Origin of the sequence: Frankia sp. AiPs1 (assembly GCF_023716945.1) — a bacterium.
Classification (GTDB): domain Bacteria; phylum Actinomycetota; class Actinomycetes; order Frankiales; family Frankiaceae; genus Frankia.
Genome location: NZ_JAMQQF010000333.1, coordinates 1 through 6,419, shown reverse-complemented (window position 1 = coordinate 6,419; position 6,419 = coordinate 1). Strand labels below are relative to the sequence as shown.

Below are 6,419 nucleotides of genomic sequence, written 5' to 3'. Positions count from 1 at the left end.
GGCGGACGCCGGGCCGGCGGGGGACGGGGACCTGATCGGGTCGATCGGCGCGATCCAGGCGGTGGCCCTCGAGCGGCTCGCCGGCCAGGTCGACGAGCTCGCCCGGCTGCGCCGCCACGACGCGGAGCTGGTGGACCGGCTGCACGCGGAGAACAGCCGGCTGCGGGCGGGGGAGCTCACCGAGGCGATGGCGCCGCTGCTGCGGGGCCTGATCCGGCTCCACGATCAGATGGGTAGCCTGGGGGCGGACGATCCGCAGAGCGTCGCCGGCATCCTGCGCAAGCAGCTCCTCCAGGTGCTGGACCTGGCCGTGGACGTGCGGCCGTACACAGCGGTACTGGGCGGGACCTTCGACCCGGCGCGGCATCTTGGTGTGCGGCGGGTGGCCACGGACGAGCCGGGACGGGACGGGACCATCGCCCGCACCGTGCGACCCGGCTTCGTCCGCGGCGAGACGACCGTCGTGCGGCCCGCGGAGACCGAGGTCTACCGCTCGCGCTGAGTCGCGGTGGCGGCGAACGCTGACGAGACTTGCGAAGGGAAGAGTTCAGACGGTGGCGGGTACCAAGGTGTTCGGGATCGACCTGGGCACGACCTACTCCTGCATCGCCCAGGTCGACGAGTACGGCCGGCCGGACGTGATCCGCAACATCGAGTCGCAGCCTACGACGCCGTCGGTGGTGCTGTTCGACGGCGGTGGCGAGGGCGCGACGTCCTTCGTGGTGGGCACGCAGGCCAAGCGGCAGGCCCGCATCCGCCCCGACGACGTCGCGCGGCTGGTCAAGCGGCACATGGGCGCGTCCGACTGGCGCTTCGTCGCGCACGACGTGGAGTACAGCGCCTCGGCGGTGTCGAGCCTCGTGCTCAAGGCGCTCGCCGCCGACGCGGAGCGGGCGACCGGCACCCCGGTCACCGACGCGGTCATCACCGTGCCGGCGTACTTCGGCGACGAGGAGCGCAAGGCGACCAAGCTTGCCGGCGAGCTGGCCGGGCTGAACGTGGTCGACATCATCAACGAGCCCACGGCGGCGGCGTTCGCGTACGGCTTCGGCCAGGACGGCGCGGAGGAGTCGACCGTCCTGGTCTACGACCTCGGCGGCGGCACGTTCGACACGACGGTCATCCGGCTGAGCGAGGGCGCGATCACCGTGGTGGCCACCGACGGCGACCACGAGCTCGGCGGGGCGGACTGGGACAACGAACTCGTCCGCTACCTGGCGCAGAAGTTCACCGAGGCGCAGCCGGACGCGGGCGACCCCCTCGACGACGTCTACGACGAGCAGGAACTGCTCACCGCGGCCGAGGACGCCAAGCTCGCGCTGTCCGGGCGGGACAGCGTCGACGTTCTCGTCGTGCACAAGGGCAGGCGGGTGAGCGTGCCGGTGACCCGGGCGACGTTCGAGGAGATCACCGGGCCGCTGCTGCGCCGCACCCTGGACCTGACCGGCTCCGTGCTGGAGCGGGCCCGGGAGAAGGGCGTCGAGAAGATCGACCTGTGTCTGCTGGTCGGCGGCATGAGCAAGACCCCGGCGGTCGGCCGCCGGTTGCAGGAGTCCTTCGGGCTCACCTCCCGGCTCGTCGACCCGGACCTGGCGGTGGCCAAGGGCGCCGCGGTGTACGGGCAGAAGAAGGCACTCGAACGCGCGGTTCACTCCGACCTGGTGGCCAGCGGGGCGCTGCGGCCGGATCAGGATCTCGCCGCGGCCGACGCCGCCGAGGTGGAGAAGGCGGCGGCGGCCAGCGCCGGTGCCGCGGGGCTCGCGACCGCCTCCGTGGTCGACCTCGTCCGCACCAAGGTCACCAACGTCACCTCCCGTGGCTTCGGGATCTTCGCGGAGGACCGCGGCGTGCCGGTCGCGGCCTTCCTCGCTCACCAGAACGACCCGCTGCCGATCTCGGTGACCCGCACCTTCTACACCGTGACCGACGACCAGGCCGAGGTCGACATTCGGGTCTTCGAGCAGGGGACCACCGCCGAATCGACGGAGATCGACGACAACAAGGTGATCGTCGCCGGGGCGATTTCCGGGATTCCGCCGGGTCACCAGCGCGGCACGCCGGTCGAGGTCACCTTCGCGATGGCGGGGGACCAGACAATTCGGGTTACCGCGGCGCACGAGGGTGCCGCCAACACGTTGGTCCTGCAGGTGCGCGCCGGGGTCGGTTCCGAGGAGATGCGGGCGGCCGAGTCGGCGAAGGTCAGCCTGCTCAAGCAGCGCGACTGAGCCGGTCGATCCCGGGACCAGGGACTTCTCCCACGGCCCGCGAAAAACCCGCTCGAGAAGTGTTATGAGCTGCCAATTTCCCACGTACGCAGGCGCTTCCGGGTGTCGGCCCCATAGTCGGTAGGGTCAGCCGGGACGCACGGTCAGGGTCCGAAATCGTCGCCAGTCGGCGGTACCGGACCGCCGATCCACCAGGATCGGGCTGGGCGTCTGCGGCGTCCGAGACCCGGGGCGGGGCGCCGCTTCGTACTCTCGGGTGTGGGGCCTGCCGGGTGTGGGGCGGTAAACTGCCGCCCCGCGTTCAGCGCCCGAAGACGGGCCGGTTGCCGGTCCGTCCGCAGGGCTCGGCGGTCACGTGGGACGAAGGTGGATCTTGAGCGCGGCGTTCGACGGCAGCGGCTACCGCCAGCGGGTGCTCGCACCGCTGCGGGCGGGCTCCTTCCTGGACACCGCCGATCCCTTCCTCATCGCCGGCCTCGACCCCACCGTGCCGTACACCGACTCCGACATCGGGGCCCATCTCGTCCGCGTCCTCGCCTTCCTCCAGCGGGAGCGCAACTCGGCCAAGTACGCCACGCTCGCCACCGAGCTGGTGCGTCGCCGCGGCGAGTGGGAGGAGCCGCTGCGCGACGCGGAGTCCCGCGAGCGGGTCCGCGCCCACGTGCTCGCCGCCCGACGCAGCGGTGACGCCGAGCGGCTGGCCAAGGTCGACGGCTACCTCGCCACCGTCCGGGAACGCTTCGGCGGCATTCCCGCCTCCCGCGTCGACGGCCTGCGCCGGCTCGCCGTCGCCGCCGGGGTGACCGTCGAGGAGTTCGACGCCCGGCTCAGCCGGGAGCAGATCATCGTCGACGGGGTCGGCGGCGGGGTGGAGCCGCTGGCGCCCGAGGTCCGCCGCCAGATCGCCGAGCGGTTGGCCGAACTGCGTGCCCTGCGCGGTGGCGACCGGGTGTCCAGCGCGTCACTGTGGGCGTTCCTCGGGCTCACCCCGGATGCTTCGCCGCAACGACTGGCCGCCGCCTACGCCGCGGTGGCGGCCGCCAACAGCCGGCGCCCGCACGACCGGGAGAAGACGGTCACCGCCGACCTGCTGGCCCTCGTCTCCACCCGGCTCGTCGAGGGTGATCCGGCCGCCTACACGGTCGGCCTGATGGCGGACGCGGCCGACGAGTTGCGCCCCGCGGTGGAGGAGCACGTCGTCCTCGACGGCGAGCTCACCGCCGTCGCCTTCGAGGGCCTCGTCCGCGCGGCGCTGGCCACCGGGCGTGGGCTCACCGCGGCGCAGGCGAAGTCCGTGGTGCTCGGGGTGGCGCGGGAGCTCGGCGCCGCGGTCAACGTCGGCGGGGTCGTCGACTACGTCGTCTGCCCCGGCTGCGGGCGCCCGGAGGCGGCCGGCGCCGCCCGGCACTGCAGGTACTGCGACACCGACCTCTACGCGACCTGCCCGTCCTGCGGCTCGATGACCGAGGCCGCCGCGGTGGTCTGCCGGCACTGCGGGCACAGCCTGCGCCAGGCCCGGGATGCCGCCGAGGCGCTCGCCGCTGGAACGCACCGTGCCGATCGAGCCGTCGAGCGGAGGCGTCCGGCTGATGCCTCCGACCCGTCCGGGCGACCCGCCGCCTGGGCGTCGGACGGGCCCCGCGGGGGGTGCGCCGGCGGACGGATCGCAATCCCGGTGACCTCGAGCCCGAGCGTCTGGCCACGCCAGGGTGGCATCCGAGCATAGGGTCACAGTCGTGGATCGCCGCATCTTCGGACTGGAGAACGAGTACGGCGTCACCTGCGTGTTCCGGGGGCAGCGGCGGCTGTCCCCGGACGAGGTGGCGCGGTACCTGTTCCGTCGTGTCGTGTCATGGGGACGCAGCAGCAACGTGTTCCTCAAGAACGGCGCCCGCCTCTACCTCGACGTCGGGAGCCATCCGGAGTACGCCACCCCGGAATGCGACTCCGTCCCCGACCTCGTCACCCACGACAAGGCCGGCGAGCGGATCCTGGAGGGTCTGCTCGTCGAGGCCGAACGGCGGCTGCGGGAGGAGGGCATCGCTGGCGACATCCATCTGTTCAAGAACAACACCGACTCCGCCGGCAACAGCTACGGCTGCCACGAGAACTACCTCGTCGGCCGGCACGGCGAGTTCTCCAAGCTCGCCGACGTGCTGGTGCCGTTCCTCGTCAGCCGGCAGATCCTCTGCGGGGCCGGCAAGGTGCTGCAGACCCCGCGCGGAGCGGTCTACTGCATCTCCCAGCGCGCGGAGCACATCTGGGAGTCGGTGTCGTCGGCGACCACCCGGTCCCGCCCGATCATCAACACCCGGGACGAGCCGCACGCGGACGCCGAGCGGTTCCGCCGGCTGCACGTCATCGTCGGCGACTCGAACATGAGCGAGACGACGATGCTGCTCAAGCTCGGCTCCACCGATCTGGTGCTGCGCATGATCGAGGCCGGCGTCATGCTGCGCGACATGACGTTGGAGAACCCGATCCGGGCGATCCGCGAGGTCAGCCACGACATGACCTGCCAGCGCAAGATCAAGCTGGCGAACGGTCGCGAGGTCAGCGCGCTGGACATCCAGCGGGAGTACTACTCGAAGGCCGTCGAGTTCGTCGAGCGCCGCGGCGGTGACGAGGTAGCCAAGCGGGTGCTCGACCTGTGGGGCCGCACGCTGCTCGCGATCGAGACCGACGACCTCGAGCTCGTCGCCCGGGAGATCGACTGGGTGACGAAGTACGTGCTCATCGAGCGGTTCCGGCACAAGCACGGCCTGTCGCTGGCCTCCCCGCGGGTCGCCGAGCTCGACCTGAAGTACCACGACATCCACCGCGACCGCGGGCTGTACTACCGGATGGAGCGGGCCGGCCTCGTCGAGCGGGTGACCCGCGACCTCGACGTGTTCGAGGCCAAGTCCCGTCCGCCGCAGACGACCCGCGCCCGGCTGCGCGGCGAGTTCATCAAGCGGGCCCAGGAGAAGCGGCGCGACTTCACGGTCGACTGGGTCCACCTCAAGCTCAACGATCAGGCGCAGCGTACGGTCCTGTGCAAGGACCCGTTCCGCTCCGTTGACGACCGGGTCGACAAGCTCATCGCCAGCATGTGAGGACCCGACCCCTGTGATGTCCGCTCCGCGGCGCGCCCGTGCCGCCCTGACACCCCCGCGCGCGGCCGTGCCGTCCGCACGGGTCGCGCGCCGTCGGCGCCTGCTCGCCGGCGTGGTGCTGCCCGCCGTGCTGGTCGTCCCGGCCCTTGCGGGCTGCTCCGCCTCGGACGCCCCCGACGGCACCGGCGCCGCGCCGGCGCCGGCCGTGACCGCCGGACCCCGCCTGCCCGCGGTGCAGAACGCCACCGATCTGACCCGCAAGCCGCTGTCCGCCGCCGGGACGGGCACCCCCCCGACCACGCTGGTCACCCGTGACCTCGTGACCGGCCGCGGGGCGCGTGCGTCGGCCACCAGCACGGTGGCCATCCAGTACTCCGGCGTGCTGTGGCGCAACGGCAAGGAGTTCGACACCACCTGGGGCAGCGGGCAGACCGCGACCTTCCCGCTGGACGGCACGATCACCGGCTTCGGGCGCGGCATCGACGGGATGCGCGTCGGTGGCCGCCGGCAGATCGTCATCCCGCCCGACCTCGGCTACGGCCCGGCAGGCGGGCAGCCGCCGACGATTCTCGCCGACGACACCCTGGTGTTCGTCGTCGACCTGCTCGCCGTCCAGGGTGCCGGAGCCGGCGCGGGCGGGGCGACCGGCCAGCCCTAGCCGACCGGGTGACGGGTCGCCGGTGGGGGCGGTGCCGGCCCGGTGCCGCTGGCCGGTTAGCGTGTGTGAGGTGTCCCGGAGACGGGTGGAGCGCCTGCTGAACCTGACGATGTGCCTGATGGCGACATCGCGCTTCCTCACCGTGTCCCAGCTCGGTGAGCTGGTGGAGGGCTACGAGCCCGGCGTCACCGAGGAGGAGCAGGAGGCCTTCCGGCGGATGTTCGAGCGCGACAAGGCCTACCTGCGCGAGATCGGCATCCCGCTGGAGACCGGGGCGGACTCGGCGTTCAGCGACGAGGTCGGCTACCGGATCCGCCGTGGCGACTACGCCCTGCCCGACATCGCCCTGGCGCCGGACGAGGCCGCCGCGCTGGCGCTGGCCGGGTCGCTGTGGTCGACGACGGCGCTGGCCGGGCCGGCGGCGAGCGCCCTGCGCAAGCT

4 protein-coding genes and 2 pseudogenes are annotated in these 6,419 nt (G+C 72.5%); all 6 read left to right on the top strand.

Annotation, left to right across the window (positions count from 1 at the left end):
• Window positions 1-502: pseudogene (locus ND748_RS22165) on the top strand (hypothetical protein); the annotation flags it as partial.
• Between the two features lie 52 nt (window positions 503-554).
• The gene (locus tag ND748_RS22160; RefSeq protein WP_251747902.1) at window positions 555-2,225 is read left to right on the top strand and encodes an Hsp70 family protein; all 1,671 of its coding nucleotides are present in this window, start codon (window positions 555-557) and stop codon (window positions 2,223-2,225) included.
• A 373-nt stretch (window positions 2,226-2,598) separates the two neighbouring features.
• Window positions 2,599-3,951, top strand: a complete 1,353-nt coding sequence (locus tag ND748_RS22155) for a zinc ribbon domain-containing protein (protein ID WP_374215999.1) — start codon at window positions 2,599-2,601, stop codon at window positions 3,949-3,951.
• Between the two features lie 10 nt (window positions 3,952-3,961).
• Complete coding sequence (pafA, locus tag ND748_RS22150; RefSeq protein WP_041939239.1) at window positions 3,962-5,320, top strand: Pup--protein ligase; 1,359 nt, start codon at window positions 3,962-3,964, stop codon at window positions 5,318-5,320.
• A 16-nt stretch (window positions 5,321-5,336) separates the two neighbouring features.
• Window positions 5,337-5,978: an FKBP-type peptidyl-prolyl cis-trans isomerase gene (locus ND748_RS22145; RefSeq protein ID WP_251747901.1), complete on the top strand. Its 642-nt coding sequence runs from the start codon at window positions 5,337-5,339 to the stop codon at window positions 5,976-5,978.
• A gap of 85 nt (window positions 5,979-6,063) precedes the next feature.
• Window positions 6,064-6,419: pseudogene (locus ND748_RS22140) on the top strand (WYL domain-containing protein); the annotation flags it as partial.